The sequence below is a fragment of the Vitreoscilla stercoraria DSM 513 genome, assembly GCF_000382305.1.
Classification (GTDB): Bacteria; Pseudomonadota; Gammaproteobacteria; order Burkholderiales; family Neisseriaceae; genus Vitreoscilla; species Vitreoscilla stercoraria.
The window spans coordinates 24277-46750 of the sequence record NZ_KB908031.1; the positions used below are offsets into that span (position 1 = coordinate 24277).

Here is a 22474-nt window from a genome sequence, read left to right on the forward strand (position 1 = left end):
AGGGTTTTAGATTAGGATTGAACCTCATCGACTTCAGGTCGGTGAGGAATAATCATATTCAAAATGATGGCCAATACCGCACACAAGCCCACGCCAGCGAAGCTGAAGCTGCCAATTTGCACCAACATACCGCCCACGCCTGTGGTCAAAACGGTGCTGACAATCACCAAATTCTTCGGATTCATCAAATCCACTTTGGCATCAATCAAAGTTTTTAAGCCTAAAGACGCGATTGTACCAAACAACAAAATCATGATACCACCCATGACAGGCATTGGGATAGACGCCAATAAAGCGTTGAATTTACCAAAAAATGCCATGCACACCGCAAAAATCGCTGCCCAAGTCATAATCACTGGATTGCCATTTTTGGTAATCATCACCGCACCTGTGACTTCGCCATAAGTGGTAACAGGAGGGCCACCAATCAAGCCTGCAAAACACACGCCCAAACCGTCGCCTGCCAAGGTTTTGTCCAAGCCCGGATTTTTAGTATAGTCTTTGCCTGTCACCTTGCCGACTGCCATGATGCCGCCGATGTGTTCAATGGCTGGGGCAATCGCCACCGGCAACATGAACAAAGCCGCTTGCCAATTGATTTCAGGTGTGTGGAACACAGGAACCGCAAACCAAGGCGCTGCGGCGATTTTATCCAAATCCACCAAACCCATGAAACATGCCAATACATAACCTGAAGCCACGCCAATTAAAATCGGTACCAAGCGCATCATGCCTTTGGCGTAAACGGTTACTACTGTGGTGACTGCGAAGGTGAAGCCTGCCAAAATCAACGATTGCGTGTAATCCACCACTTGGTTGCCGCCTGCTTTGCCCATCGCCATTTCACTGGCAACCATCGCAACAGACAAGCCAATCACCATAATCACAGGGCCAATCACCACCGGTGGCAGCAATTTGTTGACCGCTTCAATGCCGCCAAAGCGAATCATTAACGCAAAAATGAAATACATGAAGCCGGCACAAAACAGACCGAACATGGTCGCACCCATGCCCCAAGTTTGGATGGAATAGATGATGGGTGCAATGAATGCAAACGATGAGCCCAAAAAAATTGGCACTTGTCGTTTCGTGATGAGTTGAAACAACAAGGTGCCGACACCTGCTCCTAATAATGCCATGGCAGGGTTCAAACCCGTTAACAGGGGAACCAATACCAAGGCGCCAAAGGCGACAAATAAAATTTGCGCACCTGAGACAGCCAGCTTAAGCTGATGCATGCGACGTATCCTTAAAAAATTTTAATTTAAATTAACATGCGAATTATCGCAGTTTTTAGTCATTATTTCAGCAAGCAATTGCAATAAAGCGTCCTGTAAACTTTACAGGACGCTTGGAAGCTGCTGGAAAACAGTGATTATGGCTGTTTTTGACCGATTTTGCTTTCTTTGCCCGAAAGCAAATTTTGGATGTTGCTTTTGTGGCGATACAACACCAATACCGCAATGGCAATCACCGCCACTGACCAACTCGTTTCATCCATAAAATAAAACGACAGCACAGGGCTTAACACGGTAGCGACCAAAGCGGCCAATGAAGAGATTTTCAAACCAAAAGCCATGATTAACCACACCATGGTGCAAATCAATGCCACCGGCCAGCTCAATGCATACAACACGCCCACAGCCGTAGCGACACCTTTACCGCCTTTGAAGCCAAAAAAGATGGGCCACATATGCCCCACCAATACCGCTACTGACACATAAGCGACTGTGGTGGTGGTAATAGAGCCTGCATCCCATAAGTATTTGGCAATCAACACCGCGACCAAGCCTTTTAAAGCATCGCCAAGCAAAGTCAACACCGCTGCTTTTTTCTTGCCGCTGCGCAACACATTGGTTGCTCCCGGATTGCCCGAGCCATAGCTGCGTGGGTCGGCCATGCCCATGGACTTGGATACAATCACTGCAAAAGACAGTGAGCCCAGCAAATAAGCCATTACTATGACCAAAATATCTACAATACCCATCGATTTTTCACTAAAATGCCAAAACAAAAATTTTACGCTGAGAAAGATGTACAGACAATGGATATCATTTTTTTAAATGGCATGGGTGTGGAAACTTTGGTGGGCGTGTTTGAGTGGGAACGCCAAAAAAAGCAAAAATTGATGCTAGATGTGACAGTCGGTATGGCATCCAATGAGAACCGCCAAGATGATTTGGGCAATACCATTTCTTACGCAGACATTGCCCATTTGGTGCGTGATGATTTGCAAGGACAACAATTTCAATTGTTAGAAACGGTGGCAGAACACACGGCTCAATTGATTTTGGCGCAAACTGGCGTGTTAGAAGTGACGGTGAAAGTGGTGAAACCGGGGATTTTGAGTGGGATTAAAGAAGTGGGCATTCAAATTACCCGTCAAAAATAGTCTGCCATGATGGTGGTGTGAAGGTTTTTTTATATGCAATAAGCGTCCTGTAAAGGTTTTACAGGACGCTTATTTTTTTGTTTTTTTGTCATATCAATATGATTTTTTAATCATTAAAAATTGTGTCTTTTTAAAAAATATCATGGGTTTGATGGGTATTTAGAGTGTGAGCACCCAATATTTTTTGAGCTTCTGAGCCTTTGTATTGGGTTATTTACTCATGTTGATTGTCATATAAATTTCAAAAAACTGACATTGAGATGTCATGAAGTCATTTTATTCTTGCCCTCGTTTTAATGAACACAGAGCAAGCAGCCATGCAGACAATTCAAATTGATCGTTTGAACAAACATTTTGGTAAAAAACAAGTTTTATTTGATATCAATTTGTCATTCGAGCGCAATCAAATGGTGGCGTTGATTGGTCCATCAGGATCGGGTAAGTCCACTTTATTACGTCATGTCAATGGCTTGAATATAGCGGCAGAAGGTGACATTCGCATTAATGGATTGGCTTTATTGTCCAAAGGTCGTCTGTCTAAAAATGTGCGGCAACAACGTGCCAAAATTGGTTTTATCTTCCAGCAGTTCAATTTGGTCAATCGTTTATCTGTTATTGATAATGTTTTGATTGGGGCATTGGGTCGCCTGCCAAAATGGCGCGCTTATAGCCGTACATTTACCGAAGCTGAAAAACGACAAGCGTTGCTCTGTTTGGAACGAGTGGGGTTGGTGGATTTGGCTTTGCAGCGAGCTTCTACATTGTCTGGTGGTCAGCAACAACGTGTGGCGATTGCCAAAACTTTGATGCAGCAAGCAGACATCATTTTGGCAGACGAGCCGATTGCATCGCTTGATCCCGAGTCCGCCAAAATTGTCATGAATACCTTACAAAACATTCATCAAGAAGATGGCAAAACCGTCATCGTGACTTTGCATCAAGTTGATTATGCCCGTCGTTATTGCCCACGAACGGTGGCTTTGAAACAAGGCGTGGTGCAGTTTGATGATGCCACCACGCTTTTGAGCAATGCATTTTTAAATCAATTGTACGGTAGTGAGGCCCAATTGGAAGAAGTGACTGAAGCTTCCACCAGTTTTGCCAATGTCGTTTTATCTCAGTAATCATATTTTAGTGTCATCAAGGGAAACGCAATGAGTATTCAAACATTACAAAAATGGGTTGGTTTGTCAGTTATGGCGATGGGTTTGGCCGCTTGTGGTGGCAAAACACCAGAAACCAGCGACACCGCAGAGCAAGCCAAAGCCATCAAAGATGCCACAGGAATTCCAAAAGTGGTGCAGTTCGGCATTATCAATACCGAGTCTTCACAAAATTTGCGCAGTACTTGGGAGCCATTTTTAGCAGAAATGAGCCAAAAAACGGGTTTGGACATCAAGCCATTTTTTGCTTCAGATTATGCTGGTGTGATTCAAGCGATGCGTTTTCAAAAAATTGATTTGGCTTGGTATGGCAATAAATCTGCGATGGAAGCGGTAGACCGTGCCAATGGCGAAGTGTTTGCGCAAACGGTGAACAATGATGGCACCACAGGTTATCACAGCCTAATGATTGTCAATATCGACAGCCCTTATATGACCGAGCAAGACGTCTTAAAAAATGCTTCTAAATTGACGTTTGGCAATGGCGACCCTAATTCCACTTCAGGCAACTTGGTGCCAGGGTATTACGTGTTTGCTAAAAATGGTGTCGATTCAAGTACCGCTTTCAAACGCACTTTGAATGCCAATCACGAAAGCAATGCGATGGCGGTGGCGAATAAACAAGTGGATGTGGCGACTTTCAACTCTGAAGGTTGGGCATTTATGGAACAAAAAAATCCTGACATTGTGAAGAAATTGAAAATTGTATGGACTTCGCCTGAAATTCCATCCGATCCATTGGTGTGGCGCAAAGACATGGATGATGAAGTCAAAATCAAATTGAAAGATTTCTTCTTAAGCTATGGCAGCACGCCAGAAGAGAAAAAGATTTTGGATGATTTGGGTTGGAGCAAATTCAAAGATTCTAACAACGACCAATTAAAACCCATTCGTGAATTGGAAGCGTTTAAAAAACAAGCAGCAGAGAAAAAAGCAGCATAATTTTTAGGATATCAAAAGCAAATGAATCAAATGCAAATCCCAGCAGCAAAAAATCATAGAACCAAATGGTTGAATACTTTGATTTGGGGTGTGGTGTTGGCTGTCATAACCTTGGCTTGGAATGGTAGCGAAATGGCACCACTGAAGTTGGTGGCTGATGCGGGCAATATGTGGCAATTGGTGAGCGATTTCTTCCCACCGGATTTCTCACAATGGCGTTCGTATTTGGATGAGATGCTGATCACTGTGTATATCGGTATTTGGGGCACATTTTTGGCCATTATTTGTGCCGTGCCTTTGGGTTTGATGTGTGCGGAAAACATTGCTCCGAAATGGTTGTGCCAAATCACCCGTCGCGCGATGGATGCGTTGCGCTCTATCAATGAAATGGTGTTTGCGATGATATTTGTCGCAGCGGTTGGCTTAGGACCTTTTCCGGGCGTGTTGGCGCTGTTTTTACACAGTACGGGTACTTTGGCGAAGCTGTTTTCTGAGGCGGTCGAAGCGATTGAGCCAGGCCCCGTCGAAGGTGTGCGTGCTACTGGTGCCGATAAAATGGGTGAAATCATTTATGGCGTGTTGCCACAAGTGATGCCGCTGTGGATTTCTTATTCACTGTACCGTTTTGAATCAAATGTGCGCTCGGCAACGGTTGTGGGCATGGTCGGAGCAGGTGGTATTGGTGTGTTGTTGTGGGAAAACTTGCGCGGTTTCGATTTCCCAAGCACATGCGCCATCATGATTATCATCATCGTCACTGTCAGCATCATCGACACCGTATCGCAATATTTACGTAAACGTTTTATTTAGTTGTATTTCACAGTCATCGTTGAAAAGTCAGAAAGAAAAATCATGTATTTGTCTTCTAGCGTCCAATTGCCTACCGAGCCACAAGCATTGCGTCAATTTTGCTTGCAAGTATTGGCTCATCAAGCGGCGCATTTGTCTGAATTTGAGTCGGATTTGACCGCCATGGAATATGAATGGATACGCCAGCCTGAAGTCGGCATGGTCATGGTCAAAGGCAGAACCGAAGGTCAGGGCGCCCCATTTGCCCTAGGTGAAACCACGGTGAGCCGTTGTGTGTTGCGTTTGCAAACAGGTCAAACGGGTTTTGGTTATGTTTTGGGTCGCAACAAGCAACAAGCGACTTGGATTGCATTGGCAGATGCCCATTTGCAAACCGAGCAACAAGATTATTGGTTAAGCCATTTGATTGAGCCTTTGGCAAAACGATGGCGTGAGCAACAACAGCAACACACCCAACAAGTTGCTGCATCCAAAGTGGATTTTTTCACCATGGTGCGAGGAGAAGATTGATGCAAACAGATTTGATTGCGGGCTTCAAACAGCCAGTACAGGACGCTCAAAACGTGTTTCGTACCACATTGCAAGCTTTGAGCGAACCGGGTTTGTGGCAAGAATTGGCTTTACAGGACGCTTTGGATGGTTTGAATGCGGCCTCTTGGTCGATTTTACAAGCGATGTTAGACAGCGATACGTGTTTGTACATTGCACCAGAATTGCAAACGGACAAAATGCTGCAAAACGTGTTGTTTCATTGTGCTTGTGTCGTGGTGAATGATGTTGCTGAAGCTGATTTTTTGGTGGTGACTGCTGCCATGGCGCAAAACATGGATTGGCGCCAACTCAAGCGTGGTAGCGAGCGTTCGCCTGAGCAATCAGCGACGATGTTGGTGCAATTGGATGACAATGAAAATAGCCACGAGATGGCAACTATTTGGCAAGGATCGGGCATTTTGAATCATCGTTCAGTGAGTTTGCCCATAGACAAAGCGTTTTGTTTGCAACGAGCCAGTGCTTTGTCGTTTCCATTGGGTGTGGACGTGGTATTCACGCAGGAAAATTCATTAATGGGTTTGCCGCGCACGACCCAAGTGCAGTTTGAAGGAGTGGCAATATGTATGTAGCCGTAAAAGGCGGTGAGCAAGCGATTGTCGCCGCACACCAATTGTTGGCGCAGTATCGTCGAGGTGATGCGTCTTTGCCTGAATTGACCGTAGCGCAAATACAGCAACAATTGCCATTGGCGGTGGCGCGAGTGATGACAGAAGGTTCTTTGTACGACCGAGAATTGGCAGCTTTGGCCATCAAACAAGCAGCAGGCGACATTACCGAAGCGATTTTCTTGTTGCGTGCTTACAGGACGACTTTACCACGCTTTGGTGACAGCGTGCCGTTACAAACCGATCAAATGCTGATTTCTCGCCGTGTTTCTGCCATTTACAAAGACGTACCCGGAGGTCAGATTTTGGGTCCGACTTTTGATTATACCCATCGCTTGTTGGATTTTGCGTTGCTTGCAGAAGGTGAACCTGTTTCTTTAGAGCGTCCTGTAAGCGAAGAAGCCGTAGACATGAATTGCATGCCAGTGATGTCTTTGTTGGAGCGTGAAGGTTTGATGAAGCAAGCCAATACGCAAGACGATGGCGGTCAGGATTTGACGCGCCATGCAACAGAATTTCCGATGAAACGCTCGGAGCGTTTGCAAACTTTGGCACGAGGCGATGAAGGCTTTTTGATATCTTTGGCGTATTCCACTCAGCGTGGTTATGGTCGCAATCATCCATTTGTGGGCGAGATTCGCATCGGTGAAGTGGAGATTTTGTTCACGCCAGCGGAATTGGGCTTTGAGATTGTTCTGGGTGCGCTGGAAGTGACCGAATGCGAGATGTTGACGCAATTTGTCAAAGACGAAGCCACCGATGAGGTGGTGTTTACGCGTGGCTATGGCTTGGCGTTTGGTCATGCCGAACACAAAACCATGGCGATGGCTTTGGTCGATCGGGCTTTGTGTGCAGAAGATTATCAAGAGGAAATCGAGTCACCTGCTCAAGAGCAAGAATTTGTTTTGGCACATTGTGACAATGTCAGTGCAGTGGGTTTTGTGTCGCATTTGAAATTGCCGCATTACGTTGATTTCCAATCTGAATTGGAATTGATACACAAAATTCACCGCAAACAAGCCACTTCACACAATCAAGCCACAAAGGCAGACGCATGAACACCCATCAAGATTACAATTTTGCTTATTTGGATGAACAAACCAAACGCATGATACGCCGCGGCTTGCTCAAAGCCGTTGCTATTCCTGGATATCAAGTGCCTTTTGGCGGGCGTGAAATGCCATTGCCTTATGGTTGGGGAACGGGTGGTATTCAAGTGACGGCAAGTATTTTGGGTCAGAGTGATGTGTTGAAAGTCATAGACCAAGGTGCGGATGACACGACCAATGCCGTATCCATTCGCCAATTTTTTGCCAAAACCGCAGGTGTTGCGACCACCACGCACACATCTGAGGCCACTGTGATTCAAACGCGCCACCGCATTCCTGAGCAAGCTTTGACTTCAGGCCAAGTGATGGTGTTTCAAGTGCCGATTCCTGAGCCTTTGCGCTTTATTGAGCCATCGGAAACCGAAACGCAAACCATGCACGCTTTGAAAGACTATGGCGTGATGAACATCAAACTGTATGAAGACATTGCCAAATTCGGTTACATCGCGACCGCTTATGCTTACCCTGTACGAGTGAATGAGCATTACATCATGGATCCGTCGCCCATTCCCAAGTTTGACAATCCAAAATTGAATCTGAGTCCTGCTTTGATGTTGTTTGGTGCAGGTCGCGAGAAGCGTTTGTATGCTTTGCCGCCTTATACACAAGTGGTGAGTTTGGACTTTGAAGACCATCCATTTGACATTCCAACGTGGGATGAGCCTTGTGCCATTTGCGGCAGCAGCCACACTTATTTGGATGAAGTGGTGATGGATGACGAGGGCACACGCATGTTCGTGTGTTCGGACACCGATTATTGTGAGCAACAGTCTGTATTGAAAGAGAAAAATTGAGCATGAATACCCATGTTGATTCTGTGAGCCCACAAGCGGCTTGGAACAGTACAGAAACCGAAACGCAAGCTTTGTTGCGTGTGCGTGGTTTGACCAAATTGTATGGCCCCAATCAAGGTTGCCAAAATGTGAATTTTGACCTGTATCCCGGCGAAGTTTTGGGGATTGTGGGTGAGTCTGGTTCAGGCAAATCGACTTTGTTGTCTTTGCTTTCAGGCCGTATCTTACCCAATGATGGTGAGTTGATTTACATTCATGGTAATGGCGAACCAGTGGATGTTTATGATTGTAGCGAAGCTGCGCGTCGTCAATTGTTGCGTACTGAATGGGGGTTTGTTGAGCAACATGCTCGCGATGGTTTGCGCATGAATGTGTCGGCAGGCGCGAATGTGAGCGAGCGTTTGATGGCACAAGGTGTGCGTCATTATGGTTTTTTGCATGAATCGGCCAAAGAATGGATGACGCAAGTGGAAATCGATGCAGCGCGCATCAACGATTTGCCACGCACGTTTTCAGGCGGCATGCAACAGCGCTTACAAATAGCGCGCAATTTGATTTCCAAGCCACGCTTGGTATTTATGGATGAACCAACGAGTTCATTGGATGTGTCGGTGCAGGCGAAATTGTTAGATTTAATCCGCTCGCTCGTACGCCAATACAATTTGTCCATCATTTTGGTGACGCATGATTTGGCGGTAGCGCGTTTGCTCGCGGATCGATTGCTGGTGATGCAAAAATCGCGTGTGGTTGAAAGCGGATTGACCGACCAAATTTTGGACGATCCGCAACATCCTTACACACAATTGTTGGTTTCTTCGATTTTACAGGCTTGATTTGACATGACAGACGTACGCATACAGGCACAAAACCTGAGTAAACAATTTATTTTGCACCAACAAAACGGTGTGCAATTGGACGTATTGCAGCAATTGAATTTCACTGCCAAAAGTGGCGAATGCTTGATTTTTTCAGGCCGCTCAGGCAGTGGCAAATCGACTTTATTGAAAATGATTTATGGCAATTATTTGGCAACGGGTGGCAGCTTACAAGTCAAACAAGGCGATACATGGGTAGAAATGGTCGGCGCTGACCCTCGCAGCGTGGTGCAATTGCGCCGCCATACCATCGGTTATGTGAGCCAATTTTTGAAAACCATTCCTCGAGTGTCGACTTTGAATGTGGTGATGGAACCTGCTTTAGAGCGTGGCTGGAGCGAAGACGCTGCACGAGAACGTGCAGAAGATTTGCTTGGTCGCTTGAACATTCCAAGTCGTTTGTGGGCTTTGGCACCGAGCACGTTTTCAGGTGGTGAGCAGCAGCGCGTGAACATTGCCCGTGGATTTATGGTGGATTGGGATGTGTTGTTGTTGGACGAGCCAACGGCGTCGTTGGATGAAACCAATCGCCAAGTGGTGGTGGATTTGATGCAAGAAGCCAAAGCCAAAGGTGCGGCGATGGTCGGCATTTTTCATGACCAAACCGTACGCCAAGCCATCGGTGACAAACAATTTAACGTCTCTGCCAATGAGGTTTCTAGCCATGTCCAATGAGCAAATTTTAAGCAATGTCAAGATGGTGTTGGCCGATGAAGTGGTTTGGGGTTCGATGTTTTTACAGGACGGTGTCATCAAAGCCATAGATACTTCATTGTCGACTTTGCCGCAAGCGCAAGATTTTGGCGGGGATTATGTGATTCCCGGTTTGGTAGAATTGCATACCGATAATTTGGAAAAATTCATGAATCCCCGCCCAAGTGTGAATTGGCCGTCTATGTCGGCGGTGATTGGACATGACAGCCAAATGATTGCGTCGGGCATTACAACGGTATTTGATGCTTTGGCTGTTGGTGACATCAGTCCTAAGGGCGACCGTTTGACCAACTTAAAACCCATGCTTGACGCAATTACTGCCAGTCAACAAGAGGGTTTAACGCGAGCGGAGCACAAAATCCATTTGCGTTGTGAGGTGGCACATCCAAGCACGTATGAGCGTTTCATGGCGCTCAAAGACAATCAGCATTTGGGTTTGGTTTCCATCATGGACCATTCACCAGGTCAGCGCCAATTTGCCAAAATTGAAAAATACCGCGAGTATTATCAAGGTAAATATGGTTTGACCGATGCACAAATGGACGATTTTTCAGAGTTACAGGTCGCTAATGCACAAAAATACAGTCAACCCAATCGTTTGTCGATTACCGAATTTTGCCGTGAATACGATTTGGCATTGGCAAGCCATGATGATGCCACGGCAGCACATGTGGACGAATCGGTGGGTTTGGGGATGGAAATTGCCGAATTCCCAACCACAGAGGAAGCTGCTCGTTTGTCGCATCAACAAGGCTTGAAAGTGTTGATGGGTGCGCCTAATGTGGTGCGTGGAGGCTCACATTCAGGCAATATTTCGGCACATTATTTGGCGCAATTGGGCTTATTGGATATTTTATCGAGCGATTATTATCCAAACAGTTTGTTACAGGCCGCTTTCATGTTAACGCAAGAGCATATTGGCTATACTTTGCCGCAAGCGATACGCACGGTCAGCAAAAACCCTGCTCAATCGGTGCATTTATATGATCGAGGCGAAATTGCGGTGGGTCAGATTGCCGATTTGGTGCATGTTAAACACCAAAATTTGCCGTTGGTACAGCAAGTTTGGAAGAGCGGAAAGCGGGTATTTTGATGGGAAAAGGGCGTTTGATTTATTTGATGGGTGCTTCAGGTTCAGGCAAAGACACATTGATTGCTCAGTTAAAAAATCATTTGTCTGAAGCGGTTTATGTTCCACGTCGTTATATCACGCGTCCTGTAAATGAAACGCAGCTAGAACAACATGTTTACATGCCGCTTGAGGCATTTACAGCGGCAAAACATGAGGGTTTGTTTGCGTTTCATTGGCAGGCAAATGGTTACCAATATGCCATTTGTCAAGAAATCCACACCGCTTTGGATGCTGGGAAAATGGTTTTAATCAATGGCTCGCGTGAACATTTTCAGGCTTTGGATGACGCTTGGAAAAATGTGTGTGTACCCGTTTATTTGGCAGTCAGCGCTGAGGTGCAAACGGCGCGTTTGCTCGGTCGAGGTCGAGAAAATTTGGCGCAAATTGAGGCCAGAGTAGCGCGCTCGGTGGCGATGTTGCAGCATTTGCCTGATGAATGTGTGGTGTTGGATGCCAATCAATCGGTACCAGCGGTATACCAACAGTTTATGGAGCACATGCAGCAATTGGCATTGTTGGAGACGGCAGCATGATGTCTTTGACTTTGCTGGGAACGGGAGATGCTGCGCAAATTCCCGTTTATGGTTGTGAATGTTTCATATGCATGCGGGCACAAGCCATTAAAATTTATCGCCGTTTGCCATGTTCGGCTTTATTGGAAGTCAATGGGCACAAATTGCTCATTGACAGTGGCTTAACTGATTTGGCGGAGCGTTTCCCTAAGGGGACGTTGAAACACATTTTGCAAACGCATTACCATGCCGATCATGTACAAGGCTTGTTGCATTTGCGTTGGGGCGTGGGCGAATCCATACAAGTATTGGGGCCGCATGATGATGAGGGTTTTGCCGATTTATTGAAACATTCTGGTATTTTGGATTTTTCAAAGCGTTTGGCGCATGGTGATGCTTGGCAATGGCAGAATGTGATCGTTACCGCTTTGGCAATGAACCATTCCAAACCTACTTTGGGTTATTTGTTTGACAATGGTAACAGCAAAGTGGCTTATTTGACCGATACGGTAGGATTGCCTGATGAGACATTGGCTTATTTGAGTGGTGTGCATTTGGATGCTTTGGTGATTGATTGTGCATATCCACCACAAGCGAAAACGCCTCGCAATCACAATGATTTTAATATGGTGCAATATTTGGCAACGGTATTAAGCTGTAAAGAAATGATTTTGACGCACATTGGTCATGCTATGGATGAATGGGTTGCCCATTTACAAGAACCATTGCCACCTAAATTTGTCTTGGCACACGATGGCATGCAACGGCATTTTGCTTGAAGCATGAATGATAAAAAATGCTGCTTTCAAGGCAGCATTTTTATTTTATGGCTGTGGCTGTTTACACACGGCATTGACACAAAAATCGGCAATCCACGATGCCAAACGCACTTTGTCATGTATGGTTTCGGTGCTGGGTGTGACAGGGCTGATAACGCCTTCGAGCATGGAACCGACAATGCATGCACAAGTGGTGTCGACATCGTCAATGGCAAAGGTTTTTTCAGCCATTCCTAGCAATAATAAAGTTTTAAAAGTATTGGACAATAAGCGGCGACAGCGCAAACGTTCAGCTTCAATATAAGTGTCTACGGGTTCGGCAATGAAGGCATACGCCAAATGGGGACCACTCAAAGCCCGACAAACAAATGTCATGACGGCACTGCGCAATTTGTGCACCACATCTTCGTCTTGACGCGCGATGATGGCATTTAAAATGTCGACTTCTTGTTGATTTGCTTGCGCCAAAATTTCCACCAGCAATTCGTGTTTGTTAGGATAATAACGGTAAATTAAACCTGTTGAAACACCCGCTTCCTCTGCAATGGCCACCATTTGAGCTTCTTTAAAACCGCCTTTGGCTACCAAAGTCCGAGCGGCCTGAAAAATGGCTTTTTTATTTTGTTCCAAGCGCGCTTGCATGGTCGAAGAGCGTTTGTAAGTGGTCGTCATGGATACGGCTTTCTGTAAAACGAAATGAAGTAAAGTGCTCATTGTAATATGGTTGATTTAAGATGCTCAATGCCAAATGCACGTTTCAAATATCATTTCAGGCGGACATAAGGATAAAGCGTCCTGTAAAGCTTACAGGACGCTTTAATAGCATGAAAATAGTATATGCAAATCAATTATAAATAAATGCGTTGCCAGACAGCCAACACTTGCTTGTGTTGGTCTAACCATTGCATGCTGTCTTCGGAAGACATGCGATAATATTGGGTTTGTTGCAGCAAATGGTGCAGCGATGAAGCTTCATCAACATTGGCGCAGACGATATCGCGTTGCTCAATGTTTTGAAAGTGCAAGACAGTTGCGCTACTGCGATAATGTCCTAATAAGCGTGAGCAAGGCGCGGCCAAGCTGAATTCTTGGCGCGTGATGCGCAAACTGATGCGATAGCGCAATTGGCTCATATCAAACTCATTGGGCGCGGTCATGTCTACCAAAGACCATTCGCCTTTGGCTTGGGTCATGGGTATGGCAGGTGGCGTTGAAGTTTCAAGTGGAACGCTTTGGCAAGCGCTCAAACCCAATATCAATATCATGCTCAAACATAAATATTTCAAACCATTTAACATTACAAGCGTCCTGTAAACCAATAGATATCGACACACTGCATCGCTTTAGGATGCTTTATGCTTCTGGCAAACCAAATACTTGACGCAAATAAGCCAAGAAAGTGTCGTTGTCGGTCATGGTTTTGCCGGGGGTGTCGGAAATTTTGGCAACCGATTGACCGTTGCACAAGACCAATTTCAACACAATATTCAAAGTCACATGCCCCAAATCATTGGTTAAATTGGTGCCAATGCCAAAGCTGGTTTTGAAGCGGTCTTTGAAATATTGATGCAAAGCCCAAGATTTTTCCAAATCCAAACCATCGCTGAACGTCAGCATTTTGGTGCGTGAATCGATACGCAATTTTTGGTAATGGGCATACGCTTTGTCGCCCCATTCGTATGGGTCGCCTGAATCATGGCGCAAACCGTCAAACAACTTGGCAAAATACAAGTCAAAATCGTTTAAAAACGCATCCATGCCGACTACATCGGTCAACGCGATACCCAAGTCACCGCGGTATTCGTGCACCCAACTTTCCAAAGCCGCTTTTTGAAAATCACGCAAACGCACATTGTTCAAAGCTTGAAATGCTTGCATGAATTCGTGTGCCATGGTGCCAATCGGTGTGATGCCCAATTCTTTGGCGATATGCACATTGGAAGTACCACGTAAAATGCGCGGAGCAGCGGCATGTAAGGTTTGAATCACATGTTTTTGCCACGCATAGCTGTAACGGCGGCGGGTACCAAAATCGGAAATTAAAAATGGCGGCTCACCATCGCCTTGTATCTGGTCGTATTGGCGCAATAATTCGGCTTTGGCTTGCAGGCGACGTTCACCTTCTGCCAACACTTCAGGCGTTTCCAAACGGCGGAAATACAATTCGTTGACAATGGCCAACACGAAAATTTCAAAAAACATCGCTTGTATCATCGGACCTTCTACAATGATGTCTAAGCGGTTTTCAGCGTCAACACAAGTTTTGATAAAGCGCCGTTTTAGACGAAACAACTCTAAATAATCGACAAAATCGCTTTTGATAAAACGCATCGAGCGCAAATAATCCAATTGGTCTTGGGTGAAACTCAACTCACACAATATGTCCAATTCTTGGTCTAACTCGGCTTTGATTTCATGCAAAGGGTAGGCAATGTTGTCATAATTGCGGCAACGAAAATGATAGACGCTGTGGGTTTGTGGAAATTGATGTAACACCGTTTGTAACATGGTGAATTTGTACAAATCGGTATCCAATAAAGATTGGATGATGACAGGACGCGTATTCATATTGCTCATGCAGTCGTGGGTTTTGATAAACAAGGACATTAAAGCATGCTTTGTCTGGCTTGTGTGTGTTTTGGGCGGTATTTGTACTCAAATACCGTATTTGTGTGAACTTTGTTTTGAAATTTAAATAACATAAGTGGTTGATATTTTTTGTAAATTGATTTTTTAAACTAGGGTGTAAATTGACCTAAAAGTCAAAAAAGCGCATAATTTATTATTAAGCCGTGCCCTTAGGGGCTTTATTTATTTGTGCGCTGAGCGGCTGTTTGCTTTGGCGCTGAACACACATCACAAGACCCACAAACATGAAATCACCTGAATTACTGTTGCCTGCTGGCGGTTTAGAGCGCATGCGTACCGCTTTTGATTACGGTGCCGATGCGGTGTATGCCGGTCAACCGCGTTACAGCTTGCGTGCGCGCAATAATGAGTTTTCAAAATTATCAGAATTGCAACAAGGTATCGAAGAAGCTCACGCTCGTGGCAAAAAATTCTTCTTGGCCAGCAATATTTTGCCGCACAATTCTAAGTTGAAAACTTACTTAGATGATATGGCACCCATCATGGAAATGAATCCTGATGCGTTGATTATGGCCGATCCTGGTTTGATTATGAAAGTCAAAGACCGTTGGCCTGATGCGGTGATTCACTTGTCAGTACAAGCGAATACTACCAACTATTGGGGCGTGCAGTTCTGGGAAAAAATCGGCGTAGAGCGCATTATTTTGTCGCGCGAATTGTCTATGGACGAAATCGCTGAAATTCGCCAAGAATGTCCAGACATGGAACTGGAAGTATTTGTACACGGTGCTTTGTGTATTGCTTATTCAGGCCGCTGCTTATTGTCAGGTTATTTTAACCGTCGTGATCCGAACCAAGGCACGTGCACCAATGCTTGCCGTTGGGATTACAAAGTACACGATACTGAAAACGATGCCGCAGGCGATGTACAACGCTTGGATGGTTTCAATTTCCATGGTGACAAAGAAGAAGCCGACAGCATGTTCCAAGGCATCAATGGCCAAGTGCGCCATCCTGCTGCGGACAAAGTATTCTTGATTGAAGAGTCTAATCGTCCTGGTGAATTGATGCCGATTATGGAAGACGAACACGGCACTTACATCATGAACTCCAAAGATTTGCGTGCGATTGAACAAGTGCGCAAATTGGCTGAAATTGGTGTGGATTCGTTGAAGGTAGAAGGCCGTACCAAGTCTATGTATTACGTGGCTCGTGTGGCGCAGTCTTACCGCAAAGCGATTGACGATGCGGTTGCAGGTCGCCCATTTGATTTGGGCTTGCTCGCTGAGCTTGATGGTTTGGCCAACCGTGGTTATACGCCAGGCTTTTTGGAACGCCACCAAACCCAAGAATACCAAAACTATTTGAATGGTCATTCTTTGGCAAAACAAAGTCAATATGTTGGCAATGTGATTGATGTGGATGCTGAAGGTTGGGCAACGGTTGAGGTGAAAAACAAGTTCTCTGTGGGGGATAAAATCGAAGTCATTCACCCGCAAGGCAACCAAACAGTGGTGTTAGAAACCATCGAACGCAAAGGTGAACGTGTCGATGTGGCGCCAGGCAATGGCATTCAAGTGCGCATTCCAAATATGCAAGGCAAAGACAAAGCTTTGCTTGCTCGCATCATTTCTTCTTAAATTAGGAAAAATAATCAGGCTGCCGAGTTTCGGCAGCCTGATTTTGCTTTAAATATGCAGAATAATCAAAATAATACAGAATTAAAAAGGCATCTCCAAGCGCGACATTTGTCGATGATTGCCATTGGGGGTTGTATTGGTACGGGTTTGTTTATGGCCAGTGGTGAAGCCATTCACAGTGCAGGTCCGGGTGGGGCATTGTTTGCTTATGCTGCCATTGGTTTGATGGTGTATTTTTTAATGACTTCTTTGGGTGAAATGGCGACATATTTGCCTGTCGCAGGGTCATTTAGCACGTATGCCAGCCGTTTTGTCGATCCTTCTTTGGGCTTTGCATTGGGTTGGAATTATTGGTTTAACTGGGTGATTACGATTGCCGTTGATATTTCGATTGCCGCTTTGGTGATTTCTTATTGGGAACCGATGCAATTCATGCCTTCTTGGGCTTGGAGCTTATTGTTTTTGGCGGTCATCATAGGGTTGAATACGTTGTCGGTGCGGGTGTATGGTGAATCAGAATTTTGGTTTGCTTTGATCAAAGTGGTGACGGTGGTCGTATTTTTAGCTGTGGGTTTGTTGACTATTTTTGGCATTTTGGGTGGCGAATATGTCGGCTTTCAAAACTTCACCATAGGTGATGCACCTTTCTTGGGCGATGGCTTCAGTGGCCAATTTTTAACGGCTTTGGGTGTGTTTTTGATTGCAGGTTTTTCATTCCAAGGCACCGAGTTGATTGGCGTGGCAGCAGGCGAATCAGAAGACCCACAAACCAATATCCCTAAAGCCATCAAACAAGTGTTTTGGCGTATTTTGATTTTTTACATTTTAGCGATTTTGGTGATTGGTTTGCTGATTCCTTATACCAGTCCGCAATTGTTAGGCGCGAATTTGGATGAAATTGCCAAATCGCCATTCACGTTGGTATTTGAAAAAGCGGGTTGGGCGTTTGCTGCGGCATTGATGAATGCGGTGATTTTGACTTCGATTTTATCGGCAGGCAATTCGGGTATGTATGCTTCTACTCGCATGTTATATGCCATGGGTAAAGATGGCATGGCTTACAAAACGTTTGCCAAAACCAACCAAGACGGCAACCCTTTGTGGGCATTGGCTTTGACCAGTGTGGTGGTGATGGTGATTTTTGGCATTGAATTGAGCAATGACCAAGCATACCAATACATTTTGGCCGCTTCTGGTTTGACTGGCTTTATCGCGTGGTTAGGTATTGCCATCAGCCATTACCGTTTCCGTCGTGCTTATGTCTTGCAAGGCAAAGATGTGAACGAATTGGTGTACAAAGCCAAATGGTTTCCGATGGGTCCTTTGCTTGCTTTGGTGTTGTGTGTGTTGGTGATTGCAGGACAAGACACCGATTTGCTGTTACATGGCAAAGTCGATTGGAGCGCGATGCTGATTACCTATATGGGCGTGCCGATTTTCTTAGCATTTTTCCTTTATCACAAATTCCGTTACAAAACCCGTCTGATTGCATTAAAAGACGTGGATTTGAAACAAGATTGATGGGATGAAAAGGTCAGAATATATGAGTGACGTGATATCGCCGAATATGGCTAGCTATCGTTTGTGGACACGGCATTTCATTGCTGCTGGCCTCATTAATTTTGCGTTGATTTTGGTATTTTACTTATTGCTGGTGGTTATTACGGTTTATTCGCAACAAGCATACCAAGCCAGCCTCAGCATGGGCGGCCTGATTACAGGTTTGTTCATTGTGGGGGCTTTGGTTGGGCGTTTGAGCATAGGCAGTTTAATGCCTAAAATGGGTTTAAAACCAACTTTGATGTTGGGTTTGAGTGGCTTTGCATTGGCGAGCTTGTTGTATTTTATCAAAATCAACATTGAGTTGTTGTTATTGACCCGCTTTGCCCAAGGCTTCATGGTGGGCGTGTCCAGTACGGCTATCGGCACGTGGGCAGCTCAAATCATACCCGCAGCACGCAAAGGCGAGGGCATCAGTTATTTTGGCATGAGCAGCACTTTGGCTACGGCCATTGGACCGTTTGTGGGCATTACATTGATGCAATACTCAAGCTTTAATGTGTTATTCGGTTTGTGTACGGCCATTTCTGTGGCGATTTGGGTTTTGGCATTTATCATGCCTATGCCTGCTTTGCACCAATCTAAAACCCAGCAAGTCTCTCACGGTTTTAACATCAATAAATATTTTGAAGTCAAAGCATTGCCTGTGTTTTGGGTTTTGATGTTGATTTCTTTGAGTTATGCCAGCGTGTTGGCATTCATTAATTTGTATGCCACAGAGCAAGACTTACTCAACACTGCCAAATGGTTTTTCTTGGTCTATGCTTTGGCGGTATTGGTGTCTAGACCGTTTACAGGCCGCTTGTTAGACAGCCATGGTGCCAATGCCGTTATGTATCCCGCATTCATTTTGTTTGCATTGGGTTTGGGCTTATTGAGTCAAGCAGACAATGGTATGATGTTGCTTGGCAGCGCGGTGTTAATGGGTTTGGGCTTTGGCAATATGCAATCGAGCACCCAAGCGATCATCGTGCGCATGGCAGAGCCACACCGCATCGGTGTTGCCACCACCACTTTTTTCATCGCCATGGAAATTGGCTTGGGCTTTGGACCGTTTGTATTGGGTTTGTTGTTGCCATTCACAGGGTTTCAATACTTGTATGTGATGATGGCGATTTTGGTCTTAATCAGCATGTTTTTATACCATGTGGGACCGAGCAAACGCGAACGCCAAAGCCATTGATTATTGGATTTTTGACAAACCTTCCCTTCAGGGCGATTGCCCTAAGCAAAGAAAAATATGAATTTACATCAAACCGTATCTCAAGTGGTTCAGGACGCTTTCAACCAAGCTGGCTTGAACGAAGACGCGATTTTATTGCAGCCTGCGGGCAAGCCTGAATTTGGTGATTACCAAGTCAATGGTGTGATGGGGGCGGCCAAACGCCGCAAAACCAATCCGCGCGACTTGGCAACGCAAGTGGCGGCTTTTTTGGCTGCCAAACAAGACATTGTTGCATCGGCTGAAGTGGCAGGTCCGGGCTTTATCAATTTGCGTTTGAACAGTGCTTTTTTGAATCAAGCCTTACAGGCCGCTTTGAACGATGACAATTTAAATATCGTGCCTGTGGCGAACCCACAAACCATCGTCATTGATTATTCTTCGCCTAATTTGGCTAAGGAAATGCACGTTGGTCATTTGCGCTCAACCATCATCGGCGACAGCTTGAACCGTATTTTGACGCGTTTGGGTCACAAAGTGATTGCCCAAAACCATGTGGGTGATTGGGGTACGCAGTTTGGTATGTTGGTGGCGTATTTGGTCGAACAGCAAAAAACGGGCGATGCGGATATGGCTTTGTCTGATTTGGAAGGCTTTTACCGTGGCGCGAAAGTGCGTTTTGACGAAGATGAAGACTTTGCCAATTTGTCGCGCGATTATGTGGTGAAATTGCAAAGCGGTGACGACGCGGTTTTGGATTTGTGGCGTCAATTTGTCGCGTCTTCTATGGAGCATGCTGAAGAAGTGTATGCCAAATTGGGCGTTTTGCTCACGCCTGACGATGTCATCGGTGAGTCGGCGTATAACAATGATTTGCAGCCTGTCGTGGATGATTTGATGGCGCGCGGTTTGGCGGTGGCGTCTAATGGCGCTAAAGTGGTGTTTTTGCCTGAATTCAAAAACAAAGAAGGCGATGATGCCGCTTACATCGTGCAAAAAGCAGGTGGTGGTTTCTTGTATTCTACGACTGATTTGGCGACCATTCGCCATTCTGTGAGCGAATTCAATGCCGACCGTTTGTTATACGTGGTCGATGCGCGTCAGGCTTTGCATTTCCAACAATTGTTCACCACCGCGCGCAAAGCAGGTTATTTGCCTGAACACGTGGCGGCTGAACACATTGCGTTTGGTACGATGATGGGTGAAGACGGTAAACCGTTCAAAACCCGTGATGGTGGTACGGTCAAATTGATGGACTTGTTAAAAGAAGCCGAAGAGCGTGCGACGGCTTTGGTCAAATCTAAAAATACCGATTTGGCAGACGATGCTGCGGCACACATTGGTCATACGGTTGGTATTGGTGCCGTGAAATATGCCGATTTGGCCAAATCTCGCACATCAGACTATATTTTCAATTGGTCAACAATGTTGTCATTTGAAGGCAATACCGCACCATATTTGCAATATGCATATACTCGTGTACAAAGTGTGTTGCGCAAAGCGGCCGAGCAAAATGTGGCTGCGGGTCAAGTGCAAGTGGAAGCGTTTGCTGAGCAACAGTTGGCATTGGCATTGTTGCAATTTGAAGATGTGTTGACGCAAGTGGCGGACAGCGCTTACCCACATCATTTGGCAAGCTATTTATACAACGTAGCCACTTTATTCAGTCGTTTTTACGAGCAATGTCCGATTTTGAAAGCTGAGGGTGAGGTGTTGGCTTCTCGTTTGGCTTTGGCTCAATTGACTGGTCAAACCTTGAAGCAAGGCTTGGATTTGTTGGGCATTGAGGTATTGGACGTGATGTAAGCATTTATATGGCTTCAAAGCATAGAAAGTCATGAATCAAGCGGCCTGTAAATGTTTTACAGGCCGCTTGATGGTTTTAAAAACGCTTGTTTTTTTGCAACCATACACGCATGGTGAGCGCGCGTTCTTCGGTCCAATCAGCAAAACACGCATCACCAATTTGACCTGCACTGACCACCGCCTTGGCGACCAATTCATGGCAAACGTCATCGCGCTCTTGTAACCAAGCACGTTGTATTTGGCGCAAGGATTTTTGGCCTGTTTTGGATTGTTTTTTTAGCAAGGCTTGGTAGCTTTGGTTGAGGATACGGTCAAAATGTTGGTGTCGGATTTGGTTACATCTTTGCGCATCTTGAGCATATTGGGCTTTGGCATAGCATTCGGGGTCGTAAGTGGGTTGGGTATACGCTACTGCGCTGATTGTCATCAAAGCACCAATGAACCATACAGAAGTGAATTTCATACAAAACCTCTTGTGTCTTAAAATGGTTAGCCGCCTGACCAAAATACCATGCTGCAAGCTTAAATACTCAGTGTCAATGTGAAAAATTTGATTGTCTATTAAAATGAGTACGATTGATTTTATCAAGATTTTTTAATTTATGGCTGAATTTTCAATTAAATAGGGTTATAATGCATTTAATTTAGATATTAATATTAATTTATTTATAAAAAGCGCTAACAGGCGCTTTTTTGTATTTTTAGGACAGTGTTGTGCATTTAAATCACGGGTTTTTGCTCATGTGTGTCAGTTATATTTTAATCATGTCTTCGCCTGCGGTGAAACTTCCCAATATTTCCGAATGGTTTGGAGAAGTGGCTGCTGTGCCTGAGCGCAATGATCGCAGCGTGCTCAATCCAAATAATTTTTACCGTGGTGAGGCGAATGTGGACAATCAAACATTGTTTTTGCACCAGCAACGTTATGCTCAATATGGCGATGCCCAAGCGCAATATAAATTAGGTATGGCGTATGAGCATGGTTTGGGTGTGGGTGTGGATGTGCAGCAGGCTTTGGCATGGTATGAAAAAAGTGCGGCACAATCGTTCCGCGAGGCACAATTGCGTTTGGCTTATGCTTATTATGATGGCAGCTTGGGTTTGAGTGCCAATGTGTTGCGTGCACAAGATTGGTTTGGTGAGGCTGGGGTACCTGATTGGTATCCCACTCGTTTAAGTCAAATGCATTGAGTCATTGATAAGATATTTTTGAAGCAGATTGTGATGAACAGAGTCTGCTTTTTATCGCCTGTCAGTCAAAGAAGGGGTTAATGGTTTCTTAGTTGGAAACGATTTGTCGCTGTATGGTGTCTGTTTTATTGGGCATGCTTGTTTTAA

24 protein-coding genes are annotated in these 22474 nt (G+C 45.2%); 18 read left to right on the forward strand and 6 right to left on the reverse strand.

Going from position 1 to position 22474, the window contains the following annotated elements; translation table 11 throughout:
* Window positions 1–11: 11 nt before the first annotated feature.
* Entirely contained in the window at window positions 12–1238 is a 1227-nt protein-coding gene (locus H150_RS0110530) for a uracil-xanthine permease family protein (RefSeq protein ID WP_019959026.1), read from the reverse strand.
* Between the two features lie 137 nt (window positions 1239–1375).
* Entirely contained in the window at window positions 1376–1981 is a 606-nt protein-coding gene (gene plsY / locus H150_RS0110535; protein ID WP_026353651.1) for a glycerol-3-phosphate 1-O-acyltransferase PlsY, read from the reverse strand.
* A 63-nt stretch (window positions 1982–2044) separates the two neighbouring features.
* Here plsY and H150_RS0110540 point away from each other — a divergent pair, with 63 nt between their 5' ends.
* From H150_RS0110540 to phnP, 13 genes are all read left to right on the forward strand, one after another.
* On the forward strand, window positions 2045–2392 hold the full coding sequence (locus H150_RS0110540) for a dihydroneopterin aldolase (protein ID WP_019959028.1): 348 nt from the start codon (window positions 2045–2047) through the stop codon (window positions 2390–2392).
* Between the two features lie 317 nt (window positions 2393–2709).
* Window positions 2710–3516: a phosphonate ABC transporter ATP-binding protein gene (phnC, locus tag H150_RS0110545; RefSeq protein ID WP_040755900.1), complete on the forward strand. Its 807-nt coding sequence runs from the start codon at window positions 2710–2712 to the stop codon at window positions 3514–3516.
* Window positions 3517–3546: 30 nt separating this feature from the next.
* Window positions 3547–4497, forward strand: a complete 951-nt coding sequence (gene phnD / locus H150_RS14285; RefSeq protein ID WP_019959030.1) for a phosphonate ABC transporter substrate-binding protein — start codon at window positions 3547–3549, stop codon at window positions 4495–4497.
* Between the two features lie 21 nt (window positions 4498–4518).
* Window positions 4519–5307, forward strand: coding sequence for a phosphonate ABC transporter, permease protein PhnE (phnE, locus tag H150_RS14290; protein WP_019959031.1), 789 nt, complete (start codon window positions 4519–4521; stop codon window positions 5305–5307).
* 42 nt (window positions 5308–5349) lie between these two features.
* Window positions 5350–5817 carry a phosphonate C-P lyase system protein PhnG gene (gene phnG / locus H150_RS0110560; protein WP_019959032.1) on the forward strand — a complete coding sequence of 156 codons (468 nt, stop codon included), beginning with the start codon at window positions 5350–5352 and terminating at the stop codon, window positions 5815–5817.
* Window positions 5817–6428, forward strand: coding sequence for a phosphonate C-P lyase system protein PhnH (phnH, locus tag H150_RS0110565; RefSeq protein ID WP_019959033.1), 612 nt, complete (start codon window positions 5817–5819; stop codon window positions 6426–6428). The genes phnG and phnH overlap by 1 nt, the downstream gene beginning before the upstream one ends.
* A complete protein-coding gene (locus H150_RS0110570; RefSeq protein WP_019959034.1) occupies window positions 6419–7522 on the forward strand; it encodes a carbon-phosphorus lyase complex subunit in 1104 nt (367 codons plus the stop codon). Before phnH ends, H150_RS0110570 begins: the two co-directional genes overlap by 10 nt.
* The gene (locus H150_RS0110575) at window positions 7519–8367 is read left to right on the forward strand and encodes an alpha-D-ribose 1-methylphosphonate 5-phosphate C-P-lyase PhnJ (protein ID WP_019959035.1); all 849 of its coding nucleotides are present in this window, start codon (window positions 7519–7521) and stop codon (window positions 8365–8367) included. The genes H150_RS0110570 and H150_RS0110575 overlap by 4 nt, the downstream gene beginning before the upstream one ends.
* A gap of 2 nt (window positions 8368–8369) precedes the next feature.
* Window positions 8370–9200: a phosphonate C-P lyase system protein PhnK gene (gene phnK, locus H150_RS0110580; RefSeq protein WP_019959036.1), complete on the forward strand. Its 831-nt coding sequence runs from the start codon at window positions 8370–8372 to the stop codon at window positions 9198–9200.
* A 6-nt stretch (window positions 9201–9206) separates the two neighbouring features.
* Complete coding sequence (gene phnL / locus H150_RS0110585; protein ID WP_019959037.1) at window positions 9207–9917, forward strand: phosphonate C-P lyase system protein PhnL; 711 nt, start codon at window positions 9207–9209, stop codon at window positions 9915–9917.
* Window positions 9907–11049 (forward strand): alpha-D-ribose 1-methylphosphonate 5-triphosphate diphosphatase, encoded by a 1143-nt coding sequence (gene phnM, locus H150_RS0110590; RefSeq protein WP_019959038.1) that lies wholly within the window; start codon window positions 9907–9909, stop codon window positions 11047–11049. Before phnL ends, phnM begins: the two co-directional genes overlap by 11 nt.
* The gene (locus tag H150_RS0110595) at window positions 11049–11621 is read left to right on the forward strand and encodes a hypothetical protein (RefSeq protein ID WP_019959039.1); all 573 of its coding nucleotides are present in this window, start codon (window positions 11049–11051) and stop codon (window positions 11619–11621) included. Before phnM ends, H150_RS0110595 begins: the two co-directional genes overlap by 1 nt.
* Entirely contained in the window at window positions 11618–12379 is a 762-nt protein-coding gene (phnP, locus tag H150_RS0110600) for a phosphonate metabolism protein PhnP (protein ID WP_019959040.1), read from the forward strand. The genes H150_RS0110595 and phnP overlap by 4 nt, the downstream gene beginning before the upstream one ends.
* A 45-nt stretch (window positions 12380–12424) precedes the next feature.
* Here the strand turns inward: phnP and H150_RS0110605 are convergent, their stop codons facing one another.
* The 3 genes from H150_RS0110605 to pncB form a co-directional block, all read right to left on the reverse strand.
* Window positions 12425–13051, reverse strand: coding sequence for a TetR/AcrR family transcriptional regulator (locus H150_RS0110605; protein WP_019959041.1), 627 nt, complete (start codon window positions 13049–13051; stop codon window positions 12425–12427).
* 176 nt (window positions 13052–13227) lie between these two features.
* A complete protein-coding gene (locus H150_RS0110610; RefSeq protein ID WP_019959043.1) occupies window positions 13228–13677 on the reverse strand; it encodes an META domain-containing protein in 450 nt (149 codons plus the stop codon).
* 55 nt (window positions 13678–13732) lie between these two features.
* Entirely contained in the window at window positions 13733–14947 is a 1215-nt protein-coding gene (gene pncB, locus H150_RS0110615; protein WP_026353654.1) for a nicotinate phosphoribosyltransferase, read from the reverse strand.
* 305 nt (window positions 14948–15252) lie between these two features.
* On the opposite strand from pncB, the gene trhP reads away from it, so the two are divergent.
* The 4 genes from trhP to argS all read left to right on the forward strand — a co-directional run bounded on the left by trhP (window position 15253) and on the right by argS (window position 21136).
* Window positions 15253–16608 carry a prephenate-dependent tRNA uridine(34) hydroxylase TrhP gene (trhP, locus tag H150_RS0110620; protein WP_019959045.1) on the forward strand — a complete coding sequence of 452 codons (1356 nt, stop codon included), beginning with the start codon at window positions 15253–15255 and terminating at the stop codon, window positions 16606–16608.
* Between the two features lie 114 nt (window positions 16609–16722).
* Window positions 16723–18129: an amino acid permease gene (locus H150_RS0110625; RefSeq protein WP_019959046.1), complete on the forward strand. Its 1407-nt coding sequence runs from the start codon at window positions 16723–16725 to the stop codon at window positions 18127–18129.
* A gap of 22 nt (window positions 18130–18151) precedes the next feature.
* Window positions 18152–19351 carry an MFS transporter gene (locus tag H150_RS0110630; RefSeq protein WP_211206685.1) on the forward strand — a complete coding sequence of 400 codons (1200 nt, stop codon included), beginning with the start codon at window positions 18152–18154 and terminating at the stop codon, window positions 19349–19351.
* Between the two features lie 57 nt (window positions 19352–19408).
* Window positions 19409–21136, forward strand: a complete 1728-nt coding sequence (argS, locus tag H150_RS0110635) for an arginine--tRNA ligase (RefSeq protein WP_019959048.1) — start codon at window positions 19409–19411, stop codon at window positions 21134–21136.
* Window positions 21137–21212: 76 nt separating this feature from the next.
* On the opposite strand, the gene H150_RS0110640 is transcribed toward argS, so the two are convergent.
* A complete protein-coding gene (locus H150_RS0110640) occupies window positions 21213–21599 on the reverse strand; it encodes a lysozyme inhibitor LprI family protein (protein ID WP_019959049.1) in 387 nt (128 codons plus the stop codon).
* A gap of 278 nt (window positions 21600–21877) precedes the next feature.
* On the opposite strand from H150_RS0110640, the gene H150_RS14835 reads away from it, so the two are divergent.
* The gene (locus H150_RS14835; protein WP_019959050.1) at window positions 21878–22327 is read left to right on the forward strand and encodes a tetratricopeptide repeat protein; all 450 of its coding nucleotides are present in this window, start codon (window positions 21878–21880) and stop codon (window positions 22325–22327) included.
* Window positions 22328–22474: the final 147 nt, after the last annotated feature.

Bases quoted from the DNA above. Each gene is read 5' to 3' on its own strand.
- H150_RS0110640 (WP_019959049.1), bottom strand. From the start codon at position 21,599: ATGAAATTCACTTCTGTATGGTTCATTGGTGCTTTGATGACAATCAGC.
- phnL (WP_019959037.1), top strand. From the start codon at position 9,207: ATGACAGACGTACGCATACAGGCACAAAACCTGAGTAAACAATTTATT.
- H150_RS0110630 (WP_211206685.1), top strand. From the start codon at position 18,152: ATGAGTGACGTGATATCGCCGAATATGGCTAGCTATCGTTTGTGGACA.
- H150_RS0110570 (WP_019959034.1), top strand. From the start codon at position 6,419: ATGTATGTAGCCGTAAAAGGCGGTGAGCAAGCGATTGTCGCCGCACAC.
- H150_RS0110575 (WP_019959035.1), top strand. From the start codon at position 7,519: ATGAACACCCATCAAGATTACAATTTTGCTTATTTGGATGAACAAACC.
- phnP (WP_019959040.1), top strand. From the start codon at position 11,618: ATGATGTCTTTGACTTTGCTGGGAACGGGAGATGCTGCGCAAATTCCC.
- H150_RS0110625 (WP_019959046.1), top strand. From the start codon at position 16,723: ATGATTGCCATTGGGGGTTGTATTGGTACGGGTTTGTTTATGGCCAGT.
- phnM (WP_019959038.1), top strand. From the start codon at position 9,907: ATGTCCAATGAGCAAATTTTAAGCAATGTCAAGATGGTGTTGGCCGAT.
- H150_RS0110540 (WP_019959028.1), top strand. From the start codon at position 2,045: ATGGATATCATTTTTTTAAATGGCATGGGTGTGGAAACTTTGGTGGGC.
- pncB (WP_026353654.1), bottom strand. From the start codon at position 14,947: ATGAATACGCGTCCTGTCATCATCCAATCTTTATTGGATACCGATTTG.
- trhP (WP_019959045.1), top strand. From the start codon at position 15,253: ATGAAATCACCTGAATTACTGTTGCCTGCTGGCGGTTTAGAGCGCATG.
- H150_RS14835 (WP_019959050.1), top strand. From the start codon at position 21,878: ATGTGTGTCAGTTATATTTTAATCATGTCTTCGCCTGCGGTGAAACTT.
- H150_RS0110605 (WP_019959041.1), bottom strand. From the start codon at position 13,051: ATGACGACCACTTACAAACGCTCTTCGACCATGCAAGCGCGCTTGGAA.
- argS (WP_019959048.1), top strand. From the start codon at position 19,409: ATGAATTTACATCAAACCGTATCTCAAGTGGTTCAGGACGCTTTCAAC.
- phnH (WP_019959033.1), top strand. From the start codon at position 5,817: ATGCAAACAGATTTGATTGCGGGCTTCAAACAGCCAGTACAGGACGCT.
- phnK (WP_019959036.1), top strand. From the start codon at position 8,370: ATGAATACCCATGTTGATTCTGTGAGCCCACAAGCGGCTTGGAACAGT.
- phnD (WP_019959030.1), top strand. From the start codon at position 3,547: ATGAGTATTCAAACATTACAAAAATGGGTTGGTTTGTCAGTTATGGCG.
- phnC (WP_040755900.1), top strand. From the start codon at position 2,710: ATGCAGACAATTCAAATTGATCGTTTGAACAAACATTTTGGTAAAAAA.
- H150_RS0110595 (WP_019959039.1), top strand. From the start codon at position 11,049: ATGGGAAAAGGGCGTTTGATTTATTTGATGGGTGCTTCAGGTTCAGGC.
- H150_RS0110610 (WP_019959043.1), bottom strand. From the start codon at position 13,677: ATGTTAAATGGTTTGAAATATTTATGTTTGAGCATGATATTGATATTG.
- phnG (WP_019959032.1), top strand. From the start codon at position 5,350: ATGTATTTGTCTTCTAGCGTCCAATTGCCTACCGAGCCACAAGCATTG.
- phnE (WP_019959031.1), top strand. From the start codon at position 4,519: ATGAATCAAATGCAAATCCCAGCAGCAAAAAATCATAGAACCAAATGG.
- H150_RS0110530 (WP_019959026.1), bottom strand. From the start codon at position 1,238: ATGCATCAGCTTAAGCTGGCTGTCTCAGGTGCGCAAATTTTATTTGTC.